15 protein-coding genes are annotated in these 17,290 nt (G+C 74.6%); 12 read left to right on the plus strand and 3 right to left on the minus strand.

Annotated features, from left to right (window positions below; genetic code table 11):
* The first annotated feature begins 129 nt into the window (after positions 1–129).
* The 5 genes from ACIQ9E_RS28710 (at position 130) to ACIQ9E_RS28730 (ending at position 7,559) form a co-directional block, all read left to right on the plus strand.
* A complete protein-coding gene (locus tag ACIQ9E_RS28710; RefSeq protein WP_403711923.1) occupies positions 130–1,185 on the plus strand; it encodes a cobalamin biosynthesis protein in 1,056 nt (351 codons plus the stop codon).
* A gap of 210 nt (positions 1,186–1,395) precedes the next feature.
* On the plus strand, positions 1,396–3,267 hold the full coding sequence (locus ACIQ9E_RS28715; RefSeq protein WP_403711925.1) for a cobyric acid synthase: 1,872 nt from the start codon (positions 1,396–1,398) through the stop codon (positions 3,265–3,267).
* Entirely contained in the window at positions 3,264–5,363 is a 2,100-nt protein-coding gene (locus tag ACIQ9E_RS28720) for a putative cobaltochelatase (RefSeq protein WP_403711927.1), read from the plus strand. The genes ACIQ9E_RS28715 and ACIQ9E_RS28720 overlap by 4 nt, the downstream gene beginning before the upstream one ends.
* A gap of 4 nt (positions 5,364–5,367) precedes the next feature.
* Complete coding sequence (gene cobO / locus ACIQ9E_RS28725; RefSeq protein WP_403712027.1) at positions 5,368–5,967, plus strand: cob(I)yrinic acid a,c-diamide adenosyltransferase; 600 nt, start codon at positions 5,368–5,370, stop codon at positions 5,965–5,967.
* Positions 5,961–7,559, plus strand: coding sequence for a cobyrinate a,c-diamide synthase (locus ACIQ9E_RS28730; RefSeq protein ID WP_403711929.1), 1,599 nt, complete (start codon positions 5,961–5,963; stop codon positions 7,557–7,559). Before cobO ends, ACIQ9E_RS28730 begins: the two co-directional genes overlap by 7 nt.
* A gap of 407 nt (positions 7,560–7,966) precedes the next feature.
* On the opposite strand, the gene ACIQ9E_RS28735 is transcribed toward ACIQ9E_RS28730, so the two are convergent.
* On the minus strand, positions 7,967–8,749 hold the full coding sequence (locus ACIQ9E_RS28735; RefSeq protein ID WP_403711931.1) for a ZIP family metal transporter: 783 nt from the start codon (positions 8,747–8,749) through the stop codon (positions 7,967–7,969).
* A gap of 123 nt (positions 8,750–8,872) precedes the next feature.
* On the opposite strand from ACIQ9E_RS28735, the gene ACIQ9E_RS28740 reads away from it, so the two are divergent.
* From ACIQ9E_RS28740 to ACIQ9E_RS28765, 6 genes are all read left to right on the plus strand, one after another.
* Entirely contained in the window at positions 8,873–9,625 is a 753-nt protein-coding gene (locus tag ACIQ9E_RS28740; protein WP_403711933.1) for a cobalamin biosynthesis protein, read from the plus strand.
* A gap of 641 nt (positions 9,626–10,266) precedes the next feature.
* Positions 10,267–10,440: a hypothetical protein gene (locus tag ACIQ9E_RS28745; protein ID WP_403711935.1), complete on the plus strand. Its 174-nt coding sequence runs from the start codon at positions 10,267–10,269 to the stop codon at positions 10,438–10,440.
* Positions 10,437–10,802 carry a hypothetical protein gene (locus ACIQ9E_RS28750; protein ID WP_403711937.1) on the plus strand — a complete coding sequence of 122 codons (366 nt, stop codon included), beginning with the start codon at positions 10,437–10,439 and terminating at the stop codon, positions 10,800–10,802. The genes ACIQ9E_RS28745 and ACIQ9E_RS28750 overlap by 4 nt, the downstream gene beginning before the upstream one ends.
* A complete protein-coding gene (gene cobC, locus ACIQ9E_RS28755; RefSeq protein WP_403711939.1) occupies positions 10,786–11,856 on the plus strand; it encodes an Rv2231c family pyridoxal phosphate-dependent protein CobC in 1,071 nt (356 codons plus the stop codon). Before ACIQ9E_RS28750 ends, cobC begins: the two co-directional genes overlap by 17 nt.
* A 149-nt stretch (positions 11,857–12,005) precedes the next feature.
* Positions 12,006–12,293: a hypothetical protein gene (locus tag ACIQ9E_RS28760; protein WP_403711941.1), complete on the plus strand. Its 288-nt coding sequence runs from the start codon at positions 12,006–12,008 to the stop codon at positions 12,291–12,293.
* A 396-nt stretch (positions 12,294–12,689) separates the two neighbouring features.
* Positions 12,690–13,853 carry a hypothetical protein gene (locus ACIQ9E_RS28765; protein ID WP_403711943.1) on the plus strand — a complete coding sequence of 388 codons (1,164 nt, stop codon included), beginning with the start codon at positions 12,690–12,692 and terminating at the stop codon, positions 13,851–13,853.
* Here ACIQ9E_RS28765 and ACIQ9E_RS28770 read toward each other — a convergent pair.
* Positions 13,804–14,580 carry a GNAT family N-acetyltransferase gene (locus ACIQ9E_RS28770; RefSeq protein ID WP_403711945.1) on the minus strand — a complete coding sequence of 259 codons (777 nt, stop codon included), beginning with the start codon at positions 14,578–14,580 and terminating at the stop codon, positions 13,804–13,806. The two genes, ACIQ9E_RS28765 and ACIQ9E_RS28770, sit on opposite strands and share 50 nt — an antisense overlap.
* The gene (locus ACIQ9E_RS28775) at positions 14,577–15,455 is read right to left on the minus strand and encodes a class I SAM-dependent methyltransferase (RefSeq protein WP_403711947.1); all 879 of its coding nucleotides are present in this window, start codon (positions 15,453–15,455) and stop codon (positions 14,577–14,579) included. The genes ACIQ9E_RS28770 and ACIQ9E_RS28775 overlap by 4 nt, the downstream gene beginning before the upstream one ends.
* 334 nt (positions 15,456–15,789) lie before the next feature.
* On the opposite strand from ACIQ9E_RS28775, the gene ACIQ9E_RS28780 reads away from it, so the two are divergent.
* Positions 15,790–17,262, plus strand: coding sequence for a N,N-dimethylformamidase beta subunit family domain-containing protein (locus ACIQ9E_RS28780; RefSeq protein ID WP_403711949.1), 1,473 nt, complete (start codon positions 15,790–15,792; stop codon positions 17,260–17,262).
* The last annotated feature ends 28 nt before the right edge of the window (positions 17,263–17,290 follow it).

The following is a 17,290-nucleotide window of genomic DNA, read 5'->3' on the forward strand; positions in this document are numbered from 1 at the left end:
CCGGGCACCAGCCGCTCCCCCTTCGGCCCGCCCGGGGTTTCCCATGCCCCGACCGCCGCAGGCACCTGTGGGGATGCCCGCGCGGGCGTTCACCCGGGCCGCTCCTCCGCCCCCTCCGGGCACTGACCCATGAGGGCCGACCGGATCTTCGCGTACGGCGCCACGGCGGGACTCCTCGGTGATCTGCTGCTCGGCGATCCCCGCCGCGGGCATCCCGTCGCCGTGTTCGGGCGGGCCGCGGGCGCGGCCGAGCGGCTGCTGTGGCGTGACCACCGGGGCCGGGGCGCGCTCCACACCGCTGTGTGCGCGGGCGGCGCCGTCGCCGTGGCGGCGGGTGCTGCGCGCGCCCTGCGCCGCCGCCCGCTGGCGTCCGCCGCGCTGACCGCTGCCGCCACCTGGGCCGTGGTCGGCGGTACGTCCCTGGCCCGGGAGGCTCGGGCGGTGGGGGACGCGCTGGCGGCCGGGGACCTCGAAGCCGCCCGGACGCGGCTGCCGCATCTGTGCGGGCGGGATCCGCAGGCACTGGACGGGCCGGAGATCGCCCGTGCCGTGGTGGAGTCCGTCGCCGAAAACACCTCCGACGCGGTGGTGGGCGCCCTGCTGTGGGGAGCCGTGGCCGGGGCGCCGGGGCTCGTCGGCTTCCGGGCCGTGAACACGCTGGACGCCATGGTGGGGCACCGCTCGCCGCGGTACCGCCGGTTCGGCTGGGCGGCGGCCCGGCTCGACGATGCGGCGGGCTGGCCGGGGGCCAGGCTCACGGCGGCCCTCGCGGTCGCCACGGGCGACGACCCGCGGGGTGCGGTACGGGCCTGGCGGGCGGACGCGCACGGGCATCCCAGTCCCAACGCGGGCCCGGTCGAGGCGTCGTTCGCGGGTGCTCTGGGGGTACGGCTCGGCGGCACGCTCTCGTACGGCGGCCGGGTCGAACACCGGGCGGTCCTCAACGGCGACGCGCGGCCGGTCGAGGTCGGGGACATCGAACGTGCGGTACGGCTTTCGCGGCGGGTGGGCGCGCTGGCGCTCGGAGTGTGCGTGGCCGGACGGTGGGCGGCGGGCCGGCTCGGGCAGTCGCGCCGGATCGGGCAGTGGGATCGGCTCGGGCAGTCGAGTCGACTGGGGCAGTTGGGACGACCGGGAGATCCGGGACGACAGAGGGTGACGGATTTTTCCCGGAGCGGGCGGTAGTCCACAGGCTCCGACGGGATTCGGGCGTGGGGCTCAGCATGGGATCCGGTTCCGCTGCCGGCGGGCGGGTCCGGCCGTAGTGCCTTCCGGGGCCACGGTCGGCGCCTGCGCGGACGGTGACTGCACGGGTACGGGTCCGTCACGGCCCGGCGGGGGCGGAGCCGCGCATCAGGACATCGGAGACGGCGGTACGGAAAGGAGGCGGTGGTGATGGAGGGCCGTAGGCGGGGCGGCGGGCTGCTGGTCGCCGGGACGACCTCGGACGCGGGCAAGAGCGTGGTCACCGCGGGCATCTGCCGCTGGCTGGCCCGGCAGGGCGTGAAGGTCGCGCCGTTCAAGGGGCAGAACATGTCCTTGAACTCGTTCGTGACCCGGGACGGCGCCGAGATCGGGCGGGCGCAGGCGATGCAGGCGCGGGCGGCGGGGGTCGAACCCTCGGCGCTGATGAACCCGGTGCTGCTCAAGCCGGGCGGCGACCGCACCAGCCAGGTGGTGCTGCTGGGCCGGGCGGTCGGTGAGATGAGCGCCCGGGGGTACTTCGGCAGCGCCGGGCGGCGCGAGGAGCTGCTGACCACGGTGCTGGACTGCCTGGACCAGTTGCGGAGCACGTATTCCGCCGTGATCTGCGAGGGCGCGGGCAGCCCGGCGGAGATCAACCTGCGCCGCACGGACCTGGTGAACATGGGCGTCGCCCGTGCGGCCGGGCTTCCGGTGCTGGTGGTGGGGGACATCGACCGCGGCGGGGTCTTCGCCTCCTTCTTCGGGACGACGGCCCTGCTGGAGGCGGCCGACCAGAGCCTGATCGCGGGCTATCTGGTCAACAAGTTCCGCGGGGACGTCGAGCTGCTGCGGCCGGGCCTCTCCATGCTGACCTCGGTGACGGGACGTCCGTTCTTCGGTGTCCTGCCGTACGCGCACGGGCTCGGCATCGACGAGGAGGACGGGCTCCGGGTGTCGCTGCGCGGGGCGGTGCGGGAGTCGATGGTGGCGCCGCCGGTCGGCGCCGAGATCCTGCGGGTCGCGGTCTGCGCGGTGCCGCTGATGTCCAATTTCACCGATGTCGACGCGCTGGCCGCCGAACCGGGTGTGGTGGTGCGGTTCGTGGACCGGCCCGAGGAGCTGGTGGACGCCGATCTGGTGATCGTGCCCGGCACCCGGGGCACGGTGGGTGCGCTCGACTGGCTGCGCCGCCGCGGTCTGGCGGACGCGCTGGTGCGCCGGGCCGCCGAAGGCCGTCCGGTGCTGGGGATCTGCGGTGGCTTCCAGCTCCTCGGTGACCGCATCGACGACGAGGTGGAGTCCCGGGCGGGTGTCGTCGAGGGGCTGGGGCTGCTGCCGGTGCGGGTCAGGTTCGCGGAGGCCAAAACGCTGGCAAGGCCCAGCGGATCGGCGCTGGGCGAGCCCGTCGAGGGGTACGAGATCCACCACGGCGTCGCCGAGATCCTCGGTGGTGAGCCGTTCCTGGACGGCTGCCGGGTCGGCGAGGTGTGGGGCACGCACTGGCACGGGTCGCTGGAGAGCGACGGCTTCCGGCGGGCGTTCCTGCGGCGGGTCGCCGAGGCGGCGGGGCGGCGGTTCGTGCCCGCTCCGGACACCTCGTTCGAGGCGCTGCGCGAGGAGCAGCTCGACCGGCTCGGCGATCTCATCGAGGAGCATGCGGACACGGACGCGCTCCGGCGACTGGTCGAGGACGGCCCGCCGGCGGGGCTGCCGTTCGTACCGCCGGGCGCGCCCGCCCCGGTGGCGGCGCCGTCGGCGGTTGCTCCGGCGGGCGGGGGCACAGGCGGTTCACCCGTCCCGGGGGCCGGGCGGTCCGCGGCTCCGTCCGGGGATCGGTCCGGGGCTCCGTCCGGGGATCGGTCGGCGGCTCCGGTCGGCGGTGGAGCTGCCGGGGACGGGGCTGCCGGCCGGGCTGCCGGGGTGCCGGGCAGCGGCGGTGTCTTCGGGCCGCGGTCCCCGGAAGCAATGACACCGGCCCGGGACCGGGGCGGCGACGGACGGGAAACAGGGACGCCGGAGCGGACGCGGCAGACGCGTCCGGGGCACGACGGCGATCCGGAAGGACAGGAGGGAGACGCATGAGCAGTACGACCTATCCGTTCACGGCTCTGGTCGGCCAGGACGATCTGCGGCTCGCGCTGCTGCTGAACGCGGTGTCGCCGCGGGTCGGCGGGGTGCTGGTGCGCGGCGAGAAGGGAACGGCGAAGTCGACGGCGGTACGGGCGCTGGCGGCGCTGCTGCCGGCGGTCGCGGTGGTTCCCGGCTGCCGGTTCTCCTGCGATCCGGTCGAGCCGGACAGCGGCTGCCCGGACGGCCCGCACGAGACCGGCGCGGGCGGACAGCGGCCCGCTCGGATGGTGGAGCTGCCGGTCGGTGCCTCCGAGGACCGGCTGGTGGGCGCCCTCGACATGGAGCGGGCGCTGGCGGAAGGCGTGAAGTCCTTCGAACCCGGGCTGCTCGCCGACGCGCATCGCGGAATCCTCTACGTCGACGAGGTCAACCTCCTCCACGACCATCTGGTGGATGTGCTGCTGGACGCGGCCGCGATGGGCGCGTCGTACGTGGAGCGCGAGGGTGTATCGGTGCGGCACGCGGCCCGGTTCCTCCTGGTGGGCACGATGAATCCGGAGGAGGGCGAGCTGCGGCCGCAGTTGCTGGACCGGTTCGGGCTGACCGTCGAGGTGTCGGCGTCCCGGGAGCCGGAGCAGCGGGTGGAGGTCGTCCGGCGCAGGCTGGCCTTCGACGACGACCCGGTGGGCTTCGCGGCGCGCTGGGCGGGCGAGGAGGACGTGCTGCGGGACCGGGTCACGGCGGCCAGGGCGCTGCTGCCGCGGGTGCGGCTGGGCGACGGGGCGCTGCGGCAGATCGCGGCGACCTGCGCCGCTTTCGAGGTCGACGGGATGCGGGCGGACATCGTGATGGCCCGCACGGCGACGGCGCTGGCCGCCTGGGCGGGCCGGGAGGACGTGCTGGCGGAGGACGTCCGGCAGGCGGCCCTGCTGGCGCTGCCCCACCGGCGGCGGCGCAATCCGTTCGACGCGCCCGGAATCGACGAGGACCGGCTCGACGAGACTCTGGAGCGGTTCGCCGATCCGGGGGAGCCGGACGGCGGTCAGGACGGTGACCCCGATCCCGACCGGGACCCGGATCCGGACGGCGACGGGGACCGGGATCCGGACGGGGGTGGCGACGGGCCGGGGCCCGGGGGCCCGGGCGGCGGGGTTCCGCCGCAGGGCCGGCAGGAGGTTGCGGACCCGCCGGATGCTCCGTTGGACGGTGCTGCTTCCGGGGCGCCGGAGACCGGGGAGGGCGGTCGGCCGGCCGGCGGCGGGGAGCAGCGGGCGGTGACGGCCGGTGAGCCGTTCCGGACGAAGCCGCTGACCGTGCCCGGGACGGGTGACGGGTCCGCGGGGCGCCGGTCGCGGGCGCGCGCCGAGCACGGCAGGACGACGGGGGCGCGCCGGCCCCGGGGCGGGCTCGGTCCGCTCCATCTGGCCGCGACGATACGGGCGGCCGCGCCCCATCAGCGGACGCGCGGCCGCCGCGGGCCGGGGCTCGTGGTGCGCCGGGACGATCTGCGGCAGTCGGTCCGGGAGGGCCGGGAGTCCAATCTGGTGCTGTTCGTCGTGGACGCGTCCGGGTCGATGGCGGCCCGGCAGCGGATGGGCGCGGTCAAGGGTGCCGTGCTGTCGCTGCTGCTCGACGCCTATCAGCGCCGCGACAAGGTCGGGCTGATCACCTTCCGGGGCCGGGAGGCGGAGCTGGTACTGCCGCCGACGTCGTCGGTGGACGCGGCCGCGGCCCGGCTCGGGCTGCTGCCGACCGGGGGGCGGACCCCGCTGGCGGCCGGGCTGTTGAAGGCCCATGACGTGCTGCGGGTGGAGCGGATGCGCGATCCGTCGCGCCGTCCGCTGCTGGTCGTGGTCACCGACGGCCGGGCGACCGGCGGCCCTGAGCCGGTCGCGCTGGCTTCCCGGGCGGCCGGGCTGCACGCCTCGGACGGCACGGCTTCCGTGGTGGTGGACTGCGAGTCCGGCCCGGTGCGGCTGGGGCTCGCGAACCGGCTCGCCGGGGAGCTGGGGGGCGTCGTGGTGACGCTCGACGGGCTCCGGGCGGAGGCGATCGCCGGTGTGGTGAAGGACGTTCGTACCGCAGGTGACAGCAGAAGGGCCGCGTGACCATATGCCGCAGGGACAGCCGTCCGTCGTTCCCGACGACGGGCTCACCACTCGCCAGCGCCGCAACCGGCCTCTGGTCTTCGTTCACACGGGTCCGGGGAAGGGCAAGTCGACGGCCGCGTTCGGGCTCGCGCTGCGGGCCTGGAACCAGGGCTGGCCGATCGGGGTGTTCCAGTTCGTCAAGTCCGCCAAGTGGAAGGTCGGCGAGGAGCGTGCGCTGACGGTCCTCGGGGCGTCCGGGGAGGGGGGCACGGTCGACTGGCACAAGATGGGCACGGGTTGGTCGTGGGTGCAGCGGGACCGGCAGCTCAGCAACGAGGAAGCGGCCCGTGAGGGCTGGGAGCAGGTCAAGCGGGACTTGGCGCGGGAGACGTACCGGCTCTACGTCCTGGACGAGTTCGCCTATCCGATGCACTGGGGGTGGGTGGATCCGGCGGAGGTGGTCGAGGTGCTGCGGGACCGGCCCGGCAACCAGCATGTGGTGATCACCGGCCGCAACGCCCCCGCGGAGCTGGTCGGCTTCGCCGATCTGGTCACCGAGATGGGGAAGGTCAAGCACCCGATGGACACGGGTCAGAAGGGGCAGCGGGGCATCGAGTGGTAGCACGTCTCGTCGTCGCGGCCCCCTCGTCGGGCAGCGGCAAGACCACGGTGGCGACGGGGCTGATGGCCGCGTTCGCCGGGGCCGGGCTCGCGGTCTCGCCGCACAAGGTCGGCCCCGACTACATCGACCCCGGGTACCACGCCCTGGCCACGGGCCGGCCGGGCCGCAACCTCGACGCCTATCTGTGCGGCCCCGAGCTGGTCGAGCCGCTGTTCCGGCATGGCGCGGCGGGCTGTGATCTGGCCGTCGTGGAAGGGGTGATGGGCCTGTACGACGGGGCTTCGGGGCTCGGTGAGCTGGCGTCCACGGCGCAGGTCGCCAAGTTGCTCCGGGCGCCGGTGGTGCTGGTGGTGGACGCGTCCTCGCAGTCCCGGTCGGTGGCGGCGCTGGCACACGGGTTCATCTCCTTCGACCCGGAGGTGCGGATCGGCGGGATCATCCTGAACAAGGTCGGTTCCCCGCGCCACGAGGAACTCCTGCGGGATGCGCTGGAGGCGGTGGGGGTGCCGGTGCTCGGGGCGCTGCCACGGGGTGCCTCGGTGGCAACGCCGTCGCGGCATCTCGGTCTGGTGCCGACGGCGGAGCGCACCACGGAGGCCGTGGAGGCGGTCGCGGCCATGGCGGCCCTGGTGCGGGAGCACTGTGATCTGCCCGGGCTGCTGGCGCTGGCGCGTTCGGCCCCGGCGCTGACCGCACCGGCGTGGAGTCCGGTGCCGGAGGGGCGACCCGAGGCGGCACTCGGAGCGGTTTCCAAGGCCGGTTCCGAGGCGGTTTCCGGGGCCGGTTCCGGGATGGATTCCGGGCGGGATTCCGGGGCGGTTTCCGGGGTGCTCTCCGGAGTGGCTTCGGGCGCGGATCCGGCCGCGGTCCCCCGGGCCCGTGGCCGGATCTCCCCCGGTCTCACGGGCGCGCTGCCGGGCGGTGCGGGGTCCGCCGGACCGGCCGCGGGCGGCCCGGCGGAGGTGAGCCGCCGCGGGCCTGCGGCAGGGACACGGCCGGTCGTCGCGGTCGCGGGAGGCGTGGCGTTCACCTTCGGGTACACGGAGCACACGGAGCTGCTGCGGGCGTACGGCGCCGAGGTCGTCACGTTCGACCCGGTACGGGACACCGCACTGCCCGAGGGCACCGCGGGCATCGTCATCGGCGGCGGGTTCCCCGAGGTGTACGCGGAGGCGCTGTCCGCGAACGAGCCGATGCGCCGGGCGGTCGCGGAGTTCGCCGGCGGCGGGGGCCCGGTCGCCGCCGAATGCGCGGGGCTGCTGTATCTGACGCGGTCCCTGGACGGGCTGCCGATGTGCGGTGTGCTCGGCGCCGATGCGCGGATGACGCAGCGGCTGACACTCGGCTACCGGGAAGCGGTGGCCGTCGGCGACAGTGTGCTGGCCGCCGCGGGAACCCGGATCCGGGGGCACGAGTTCCACCGGACCGTGGTCGAACCGGGTACGGGTGCCTCGCCGGCCTGGGGGCTGCTCGGGCCCGAACGGCGGACCGAGGGCTTTGTGCACCTCGGGGTGCACGCGAGCTACCTCCACACGCACTGGGCGGCCGTGCCCGCCGTCGCCGCCCGGTTCGTGGCGAGGTGCGCCCGGTGAACGGGCCGTCCCGGAACCGAGGGAGGCTGTGTGCTGCCCGGTCCGTGCCCGGGCAGGCAGGCGTCACCGGGCCGGTGGAGGCAGGAGCGGTGGAGGCCGGAGCGGGAGCCGGTTCCGCCCGGCCGGTGGCCGCAGAAGTGCGGGGCCGCGACGCCGGGCCGGGGGAGGGGGGACGGCAAGGTGGTGACGCCGGGCCCGGGTTCCGGACGGGACGGCGATACGGCGGCGCCGGGCCCGTGGGCGCACGGGTGCGAGGCAGGACCGACCTCTTCGCAGAAACGCTTCTTCATGTGTCTGCGCCCCTGGAGTCCGGTCGTGGCCAGGGGGGCTCCGGCGAGGTTCGTGCTCCATGGCCGGGTCCGGGGCGGCGGGCTCCGGGGGTCGGCCGGGTACGGGCGGGGGCGCGGTCACTCGGCGAGACCGACCACCAGCCAGATGAAGCCGGCGCCGCCGACCGTGCAGAGCAGGGTGGAGCGCGCCGGGTGGGTGTGGTGTGCCTCCGGCAGGATCTCCGCGGCGGCGAGATACAGCAGCGCGCCGCCGAAGAAGCCGAGATAGGAGCCGAGCGCCTCCACCGGGATGGTGAACAGCAGGGTCGACGCGGCTCCGACGACGGGTGCGCAGGCGTCCGCGAAGAGCATCGCGACCGCCCTGGTCCGGGTGTTCCCGTAGGCGCTGGTCAGCGTGTACGTGTTGAAGCCGTCGGCGAAGTCATGGGCGACGACCGCGAGCGCGACGGTCAGCCCCATCGCCTCCCCGACCTGGAAGGCGGCGCCGATCGCGATGCCGTCCATCAGGCTGTGCCCGACCATCGCGGCGGCTGCCGTGAGCCCCACCTGCGGTACCCGGGGCCGGCCGGCCGGCGCCGGAGCCGCGCCGGTTCCGGGCGCGGGAGGCATGCCGGTTCCGGAGTCGGCCGCGCCGTGCGCGGCGCTCCGTGTCGCGAGGAGACGTTCCACCAGATGCGCGGTGAGAAAGCCGCCCACGAAGAGCAGCAGCGCCTGCGGTACGCCGAAGACGGGGGTCCCCGCCGCGTCCAGGGCCTCCGGCAGCAGATCCAGGCCGACGACGCCGAGCATCAGCCCGCCCGCCAGCCCCAGGACCAGATGGCGGCGGTCGGTGACGCGATGGGCCGCCCAGCCTCCGAACAGCGTCATGAGGAACGCGCCGAGCGCGACGAACACGGCCATGCGCCCTTGCTAGCGGATTGACCCCCGCCGTATCTCCTTCACACCCGCCCCAGTCACCCGTTTGTCCCAGCCTCGGACCCCTCGACCACCGACGGGCCGGGGAACCCGAGAGGACTCTCCCGTATGTCCGACACCGTCCACGGCGGCGCGGTGCCCGCCGGAACACCGGGCGAGGCGCTTCCTCCTCGCGGGCGGCCCCCGTCGGGGGAGGGCCGGGCGGCCGGGGCCGCGGGGCTGGTCGTCGGGGTCGGTGCCTCCCGCGGTACGCCCGCCGGGGAGATCCTCGGCCTGGTCCGGGACGCCCTGCGCAACGCGGGGCTCGCGCCGCAGGACGTCCGGGAACTGGCCACCGTGGACACGAAAGCCGGGGAACCGGGCCTGGTGGCGGCGGCCCGGGCGCTGGGCGTACCCCTGGTGGCCCACTCCGCCGAGCGGCTGGCGGGGGTCGCCGTACCGCATCCGTCGGACACGGTCCTCGCGGCCGCCGGTACACCGTCGGTGGCGGAGGCGGCGGCCCTCGTGGGCGGCGGTGAACTCCTCGTACCGAAGCGCAAATCGGCTCCCCGCGGGCGCCCGGCCGGGGCGACGTGCGCCGTGGTCCGCCGCGACCGGCCGGCCGTCCCCGATCCCGGCCCGGAGCCCCACCGGTCCCCTTCGGCGGCGGATGCGCCGACGGGATCCGGCCGATGCGCGGACCGGCCGGTGAAGACCTCCGGCGACGCCTCCGCGCCGGAAGAATCCAGCCGACCGGCCGGACCGGGCAGCGTGGATCCGGCATCCGTGGACATGATGAGCGTCGTGACGGTCGGCAACACGGCCACCCGCGGGAACGCGGGCCGCGCGGAGACCCCGCACGGCATCCGGTGGCAGTCATGACGGCGGACACCCCACCGCCGCACAGACCCGGCGCCCGGACCCCGGGCGCGTACGCCCGCGCTCGAAGCGCCCGGGCGGAGAACGCGTGCCCGCACGGCGTCCGGGCCTCCCGCGCCGGAGCAGTCCACCGTGTGAAGGGACCTCCCGCGCATCCCCTGCCGCACGCGGCCGGTCACCCGGCCCGTACCGCCCGTTCGGGCCCGTGCAGCGGCGGCGCATACATGCTGTCCAGGGCCTACACACCGCCGGGTGCGCCGGTGGATCCGGCGCACGCGCGGCGCATCCGCCCCCGCAGCCACCCGGACTCTGCCGGTGCCGTACCCCCGGCGCACTCCCTCCTTCCGCAGTCCGCCGCCGGACGGACCGCGCTCTCCGCGCACTCCCGGCGTCTGCCGACAAGGGGCGCGGCGGGCCGCGTACCCCCGGGTGCGCAGCGGGGAACGGCTGACCGAAGCACTCCGCGCATGTTCGCCCATGGGGCGGGTACTCCCCCGGAACCGCCCGTTCAAGGACGAAGTGCCAAGGTGGGTTCCGTTTTTGGGGTTTGCCGTGGGAACGTCGTCTTCCGGCCATACCGCGGCGACCTGCCCGCCGCGCTTCACCCGCCGCCGCACCCTCACCCCGGAGCTGCCCCATGAGCCGTGCCCTTCGTCCCATCGAGCGGGTACCGCGCCGCGCGCCCGGCGCCCGGTGCGGCCCGGCCCGCCACCGGGCCCGCGCCGTCACCACGGCTGCTCACCACCCCGGCGTACCACCCCTGCGCTTTCCGCACCCCCCACACCCTCGGCACCCCCCACATCAAGGAGAACGCGTGACCACCCCGCCCGTACTGCTGATAGCCGGCCACGGCACCCGGGATACCACCGGGGCCGATGGGCGCCGGGGCCCCGCCGCCCGGAGGCCCGGCCGCCACCGCTCCCGGCCGCTCGCCGCCGTGGGCTCCACCGCCCTGTCGTCGCGGGTCGCCGAGTCCTCCGCGCCCCGGGAGCCCGGACCCGACGGGGCGAGACACGGCAGACCGGGGGTGCGCCTCCGGAACCCCGATCTGCCGGTGACCCGCGGCGGGCGCCGCGAGGAGCCGGGATTCCGCGGCGACGGCGGCGGACCCGGGGGGCTCGGGGGACACGGCCTGCGCGGAGAGCACAGCGACCACGGCAGCCATGTACACGCCCACTGACCCATTCGATCTGCGCCACCACGGTGACGCGGAGATGCGGGACGCCGCCGCGGGCCTGACCGACCTCGCGGTGAACGTGCGTACCGGCACTCCGCCCCCGTGGCTGCGCGAACGCATCACGGATTCCCTGGGGTCCCTCGCCGCCTATCCGGACGGCCGGACCGCCCGCGCCGCCGTCGCCGAACGGCACGGCCTGCCGTCCCGCCGGGTGCTGCTGACGGCCGGGGCCGCGGAGGCGTTCGTCCTGATCGCCCGGGTCGCCCGGGAGTTGGGGGTACGGCGCCCCCTGGTCGTCCACCCCCAGTTCACCGAGCCGGAGGCGGCGCTGCGGGACGCCGGGTTCGCGGTGTCCCGGCTGCTGCTGCGCGAAACGGACGGCTTTGTACTCGACCCGTCCGCGGTGCCCGACGACGCGGATCTGGTGGTGGTCGGCAATCCGACGAACCCGACGTCCGTACTGCACCCGGCGTCCGCGATCGCCGCGCTGGCCCGGCCGGGGCGGCTGCTGGTGGTGGACGAGGCGTTCATGGACGCGGTACCGGACGAGGCCGAGACCCTCGCGGACCGTACCGATATCCCCGGGCTGATCGTGCTCCGCAGCCTCACCAAGACCTGGGGGCTGGCGGGGCTGCGGATCGGATACGTCCTGGCGGAACCCGAGACGGTGGACGCCCTGGAGCGGGCGCAGCCGCTGTGGCCGGTGTCGACGCCCGCGCTCGCGGCGGCCGAGGCCTGCATGGACCCCGCGGCGCTGAAGGAGGCCGAACAGGCGGCCCGGCAGATCGCGGTCGAGCGGGCCCATCTGCTGGCCGGACTCGCGGAGTTCGAGGAGGTCCGGGTGGTGGCCGCGGCGGAGGCCTCGTTCGTGCTGCTGCATGTGCGCCACGGTGCCGCGGTACGGGAACGGCTGCGGCGGCTGGGTTTCGCCACCCGGCGCGGAGATACGTTTCCCGGGCTCGGGCCGGGGTGGATCCGGATCGCCGTCCGGGACCGGGTGACCACGAACCGGTTCCTCCAGGCCCTGGACCAGGCGCTGGCGATGGTCGGGGCCTGAGACTCCGGGTGGGTCCGGGCGGGCGGCCGGTGCCGGCTGCCGGGGCGCGACCGCTCCGTCCCCGGGACCGCGTCGGCCGGGCGCCCGCTGGGTATAGGACGTTCGCCCGGCGGACTCCCTGCCGGACTGTGACCGGAAAGGGTGCCGGCGTGAACCGGAACCGACGACGAGTGGTGGCCTCCGCGGCCCTGGTGTTCCTGGCTGCTGAGGCGGCCGCCGTGCAGTTGTTCCTCCCCGCACGGCAGAGTGTCCGGCTGGGAATCTGCGGCGGGCTGACCGGCGCGACCGCGTTATGGCTCTGGGCGATGCTGCGATGTCGCCCGGCGAACGGTGAATCCTGTACGCCGCGGCAGCGGCGGGCCGCCGGGGCGGCCGCCTGCGAGGGCGGACGCGTCAGTGCCGCCCGCTCCCACGGCCGCGGTTCGCGTCTGCCCTGATCCGTGGGGGCGTACCACCGCACGGATCAGGGCGTGGGGGGCGTACGCCCGCGCAAACCGCACCCTCCGGTCCGGGCCGCGCCGCCGTCGTCGGGACCCGGGCGGTGCGGGCGTAATCGGCCGGAGCCCGGCGGTTTCCGGTCGTCGTGGGGCCGACGGCGCGTACCGCCGCGCCGGCTGGCCATGATCGGCTGGGGCGCGCCGGACCGTGCCCCGCCGGTGGCCTCCGGTGCACCGCCCCGGTCGGTGCCGGCCGGTCCACGGGCGGCACCGACCGGGGCGCGACACCCGGCCGTCCCGTCACCCGTCACCCGTCACCCGACGACCGACGACCGACGACCGGACCGCGAGACCGCGAGACCGCCGCAACGCCCGACCGCCCGGAGGAGTGCCCCGATGCCCACCGCTCGCGCACGTGTCAGTTCGGCCGTGATGACCCATCCCGTACGCCGTGCACAGGCCCAGGAGCTGAGCGACCGGCTCGGCCTCGGCGGACTGGCGCTGGACCCCGATCCAGGCGGTCCCCCCTCGGCCCTGCGTACGGCCCTGGTGGCCTGGGCGCGCACGGCCGAGGGCGCGACGCACCATCTGATGATTCAGGACGACGTGGCCGCGCCCGGCGATTTCGTCGATCTGGTGGCGCACTGCGCGGACCGCTTCCCCGACGACGCCCTCGCGTACTACACCAACTGGCACGCCCGTAACGGCGCCGCGGCCCGGCTCGCCGCGCTGGCGGGGGCGGGCTGGGTGCGGGCGGTGCCGGAGGAGTTCACTCCGACGCTGGCGATCGTGCTTCCGGTCGCGCTCGCCGACGGATTCCGCGGGTACGCGACGGGCAGCGCGGAGCGCCACGACGACGAGCTGATGGCCGCGTTCCTCCGCGGCCACGGGCGGCCCGCCCTGCTCGCGGTCCCCACGGTCACCGAGCACACGGGCACCAGCAGTATCAACGGCCATGCCGCGCAGGGCGTACGGCTCGCGGTCTGCCCCTCGGAGTCCGCGGACGCGCGTCCGCTGCTGCTGGGCGGCTGGGTGCTGGAGGAACTCGACTGGCTGCCGTACATGCGGTACGGGGAGGGTTTCATCCGACTGCCGGGCCAGGACACGACGCCCGCGGCACGGCACCACTTCACCTGGCGGGAGGCGCTGCCGCGGACGGGGCTTTCCGAGGCGGCGGTACTGGGCACGCTCGGGTCGCGGGGCCCGGCGGAGGAGAAGCAGGCACGGCAGGTGGCGGAGGTGTTCGGTCCGTCCTTCGCCGACGAGCTGTGGATCCACTGTCTGCTGCTGGGTGTGCAGGCGCGGGCCGCCGCCCGGCGGTACGCACCGGGCGGCGGGGGTACGGCGGGCGCCGCGGCGATCGGCGGGGGTACGGCGGCCACCGCGGCGGCCGGGAGGCTCCGGGCCGCCGCCGTGTCCACGGTCGGCCCCGCGGGGCTGCCGCCGGAGCGGCGCCCGGAGGCCGGCCGGGAGCACACGGCCCTGCTGGCGGAGTACTCCTTCGCCGCCGTCAGGTGCGGGGAACGGCTTCCGGAGCGGGCCCTCGCAGATCGAAGGTGACCCAGACGGCCGGTTCCCAGTAGACGGCCCGGTCCCGGGCGCGGTCGACGCGCAGGGTGGAGAGCCCCTCGGGGAAGACGTAGTCGCCGTCCCCGGGGAAGGCCATTCCGGTCCAGCTCTCCCACTCGGCGACCGTGCCGCTGATCCTGGAGGAACGTTCCATCGCGGCTGCGACGGTGCCGCCGAGCCGTACCTGGGTCCGGATCCACGGGTCGAAGGGTTCGCCGTCCTCCCGGGTCCAGCCGGCGTACCGCTCGATGGGCGCCAAGGGGTAGCGGTGCTTCCAGATCGGCCGCAGGGGCACGATGAGATGGTCGAGCCCGTCGGCCCTGGCGAGGTCGGAGAGATGGGTCAGGAGCGCCTTGGAGTGGCCGGAGCCCTGGTGCCTGGGGGCGACCTCGACTCCGAGGGCGACCAGCGCGGTCGGCTTGCGGCCCGTGTCCCGGGCGAGGAAGGCGGCGCTGATGGAGTCGTCGAGCCCCGAGCCGAGGTCCTTGGGAGTCCCGTCCCAGACCCGGGGCAGGGAGCGGCCCGCGCCCAGGATCTCGTCGCGTTCCTCGTCGTACAGCAGGAACTGGTAGTCGCGGAATTCCTCGAAAAGGCGGTTCCAGTGGGTCTCGTTGATATCGCCGTGCAGATTGTACTCGGGGACGACTCCGGCGAATACCTCGGGAATTCTGTCCCACAGTTCGGGGCGTTCCGAATGATTGACGAATCGGGGGCTCATCCGGCGGCTCCTACGGCGGGCTTGACGGCTTCCCAGACCACGACGATGGGAATGCCGCTCCAGGCCGCCCTGGCCGCCTCGGAGATGCGTTCCTCATATCCGCCGGGCGCGAGCCGCCCATTGAACAGCGGCTCGTAACAGGCGCGTACGGCGAGTCCGGCGGCGGTGAAGGCGCGCAGATAGTCGCCCGCCAGATGGACATGGTTGCGGACGAAGGCCAGTTCGTCGTCGCCCGCGACGAACAGGCACTGGCCCTGGAGGGTGACGACGAAGGGGTGCAGATCGGAGACGATCACCCGGCCGCCGGGCCGGACCACCCGCGCCAGTTCGGCGACGGCACCGGTGAGATCGGGCACATGGGTCAGGGCCAGGGTGCTGACGGCGAGGTCGACGGAGGCGTCGTCCACCGGGAGCTTCTCCAGCCGGCCCTCGTGGAACTCGCCGTCCGGCACCTTGCGCCGGGCGTGTTCCAGCATGTCGGGGGATTGGTCGACGCCGATCGTGCGGTAGCCGCGGGCGGCCAGGGCGGCGGTGGTGCGGCCGGTGCCGCAGGCGGCGTCGAGTGCGGTGCCGGTGGGCCCCTCGTCGAAGAGCCGGTGCACGATCGGCTCCTCGACCTCCAGATACGAGCTGGGCAGGGAGTCGTAGATGCCCGACCAGGCGGCGTATCCGGGGCCCGCGTCCAGCTCGCCGACGGACGCTCCCCCGCCGGGCAGATCCTCCACGGACCCGTCGGCGTACTTCCTGATCTCGGCCAGCCGCCGCTCCAGGAATCCCTCGTCCGCTCCGATGGCGTTACGCAGCAGCGCCAGCCCCTCGATACCGAGAACGAGTTCCCTCACCCGGAATTCCGATTTCTCCGATGCCACGAACATCCTCTCAGCCGGGGTTTCCCTACCGAAACCCACTACTATCCTCCGATACCGAACGGTAGTTTCCGTCCGCTTACCGACATACCTACCGGCACACTTACCTGCACACTTACCGGGATGGTTACCGGCCTGGTTACCGATGCACTTCCCCACTGCATCCGGGCATGCTTCTGCGCGCTACCCAAGCCCTTCAGCCCGCACTCTTGAAACGTTTCAGTTGGCCGGAATCGACTGGCGAAAGTCCGGTCTTCCCCAGGTGTGTTGTTGCAGCGGGCACGTTCTCTTAGCATCGGGCGCCGTCGGCCCGCGAGAGACGGGCTTGTTCCGGGGAGGGACCGTGATAGAGGGGTATGCGGGGCGGGAGAGCGTGACGGCCGGTGAGGCACTCGCCCTCCATGTGTCGACCGACGCGCCCGCGTTCCGGGTACGGCTGTACCGGCTGGGCCGGGAGCTGGAGTTCATGGCCGAGTCGGGTCCGTACCCCGGGGTACGGACCGATCCGCCGCCCCATCCGGACGGGATCGCCGGGGCCGCCTCGCCCGCCGTGGACTGGGGCTTCCCGGCGTACCCGATCGACGTGCCCGGGGACTGGCCGACGGGCATCTATCTGGCGCATCTGGTCGAGGAGGGGGAGCGGGAGGCGGTACCGCTGCTGGGCGACGGGGACGTCGAGGGCTTCGCCCGGGAGTTCTTCGTGGTGCGGCCCCGGCGTCCGGGGAGCGGAGGCCGGATCCTGTACAAGAAGTCGACGTTCACCCGGCACGCCTACAACCGGGCGGACCGCGAGGGCGTCCCGCGGGCCGGGAGCCTGTACGACAACCCGGTGTACGGCACGGGCGGCGACGGATATCCGCGGGGGCACCGGCTGAGCATGCGGCGGCCGGGCGGGGTGATCGACCTGGCCTGGTGGGACGCCCCCTTCATCGCCTGGCTGGAGCGGTGCGGTTACGCCGTCGAGTACTGCACGGACCTCGACCTGCACCGGGATCCCGGGCTGCTGGCCCCGTACGACCTGCTGCTGAGCGTCGGTCACGACGAGTACTGGAGCACGGCGATGCGGGAGCACACCGACGCGCATCTGCGGGCGGGCGGCAACGTCGCCTTCCTGAGCGCCAACACCTGCTGGTGGCGGGTGCACCTCACGGACGACGACACCGGGTTCGTCTCCGACACGGACCACCACGTCGGCGGGGTGTTCCCGCATCTGCCGTCGACGGATCTGTGGTGGGCGGCCCCGCCGGACGGCGTCGGCACCCCGGAGAACAGCCTGACCGGGGTCAGTTTCCGCAACGGCGGGATGTGGCCGGGCGAGTGGCCGGGCGACCGGCCGCGGGTCGGCTACCGGGTCCAGCACGCCGGCCACTGGGTGTTCGAGGGCACCGGACTGCGGGACGGTTCGGACGGGGGTCCGGCGGACCGTCTGGGCGCCGGGACCCCGCTGATCGGATACGAGTGCGACGGTGCCGCCTTCCGGTACGACGAAGGGGGCGTCGCCCGTGCGACCGGCGCCGACGGCACGCCCGCTGCGTTCCTGATCCTCGGCCTGTACGAGCTGTCACCGGTCAGCGAGGACGTGACCACCATGAAGTGGGGGCACTGGAACTGCGTGGTGCGCGAGCCGGAGCGGACCGGTCCGCGGGCCGCGACCATGGGGGTGCACACGGTCGAGGGCGGCGGCACCGTCTTCACCGCCGGGACCACCGACTGGCCGGTGGTCTGCGGCCGGGAGGAGGATCCGGGCGTGGTGCGGGTGACCCGCAACGTCCTGGACCGGCTCTCCCGGCGGGCCGGGGCCCCGGCCCGCCCCTGAGACCGGTCGCCGTACCGGACCGTGGGCG

It is taken from the genome of Streptomyces sp. NPDC094448 (genome assembly GCF_044763775.1).
Lineage (GTDB): Bacteria > Actinomycetota > Actinomycetes > Streptomycetales > Streptomycetaceae > Streptomyces.